This window comes from Virgibacillus sp. DJP39, assembly GCF_049310925.1.
Taxonomy (GTDB): domain Bacteria; phylum Bacillota; class Bacilli; order Bacillales; family Amphibacillaceae; genus Virgibacillus_F.
Genome location: NZ_JBMERP010000212.1, coordinates 1 through 508, shown reverse-complemented (window position 1 = coordinate 508; position 508 = coordinate 1). Strand labels below are relative to the sequence as shown.

At 33.7% G+C, this 508-nt stretch carries 1 protein-coding gene; it reads left to right on the top strand.

Annotation, left to right across the window (positions count from 1 at the left end; genetic code table 11):
• Window positions 1-508: transposase (locus ACOI1D_RS21865; RefSeq protein ID WP_422504320.1), on the top strand; the 508-nt coding region annotated here is incomplete at both ends.

Sequence of the window (508 nt, the reverse complement as noted above, 5' to 3'; positions counted from 1 at the left end):
ATACGTTCGTATATTAAAACGTGAAGTACGTGGAAAAGTTCGCTACTTTATTCAACTTATCCAAGAAGGGTATCCACCAATGAAAAGAAATCGCAAGATTTCTAACGACGAAACAAAACGTGTTGGATTAGATATTGGTACATCTACTATTGCGATATGTAGTGAAGAGAAAGTCCAACTTCAAGAACTTGCACCAGCATGTAAAACTAACGAAAAAGAACTAAAACGAATTCAACGTAAAATGGATAGGTCTAAACGCAGTACAAATCCTAATAATTTTAATGAAAATGGAACAATAAAAAAAGGTAGACTAATTTGGATATACTCTCAAAAATACGAGAAACTACGCAAAAAAAGAAAAGAACTTTTTCGCAAAATCGCTGTTCAACGTAAAATGTCACACGAAAAAACAGCAAATGAAATCCTTTCTCTTGGTTCTGACGTTCGAGTTGAAACGATGCGGTTTCAATCTCTACAAAAGCGTGCAAAAAATACCACATACAATAAT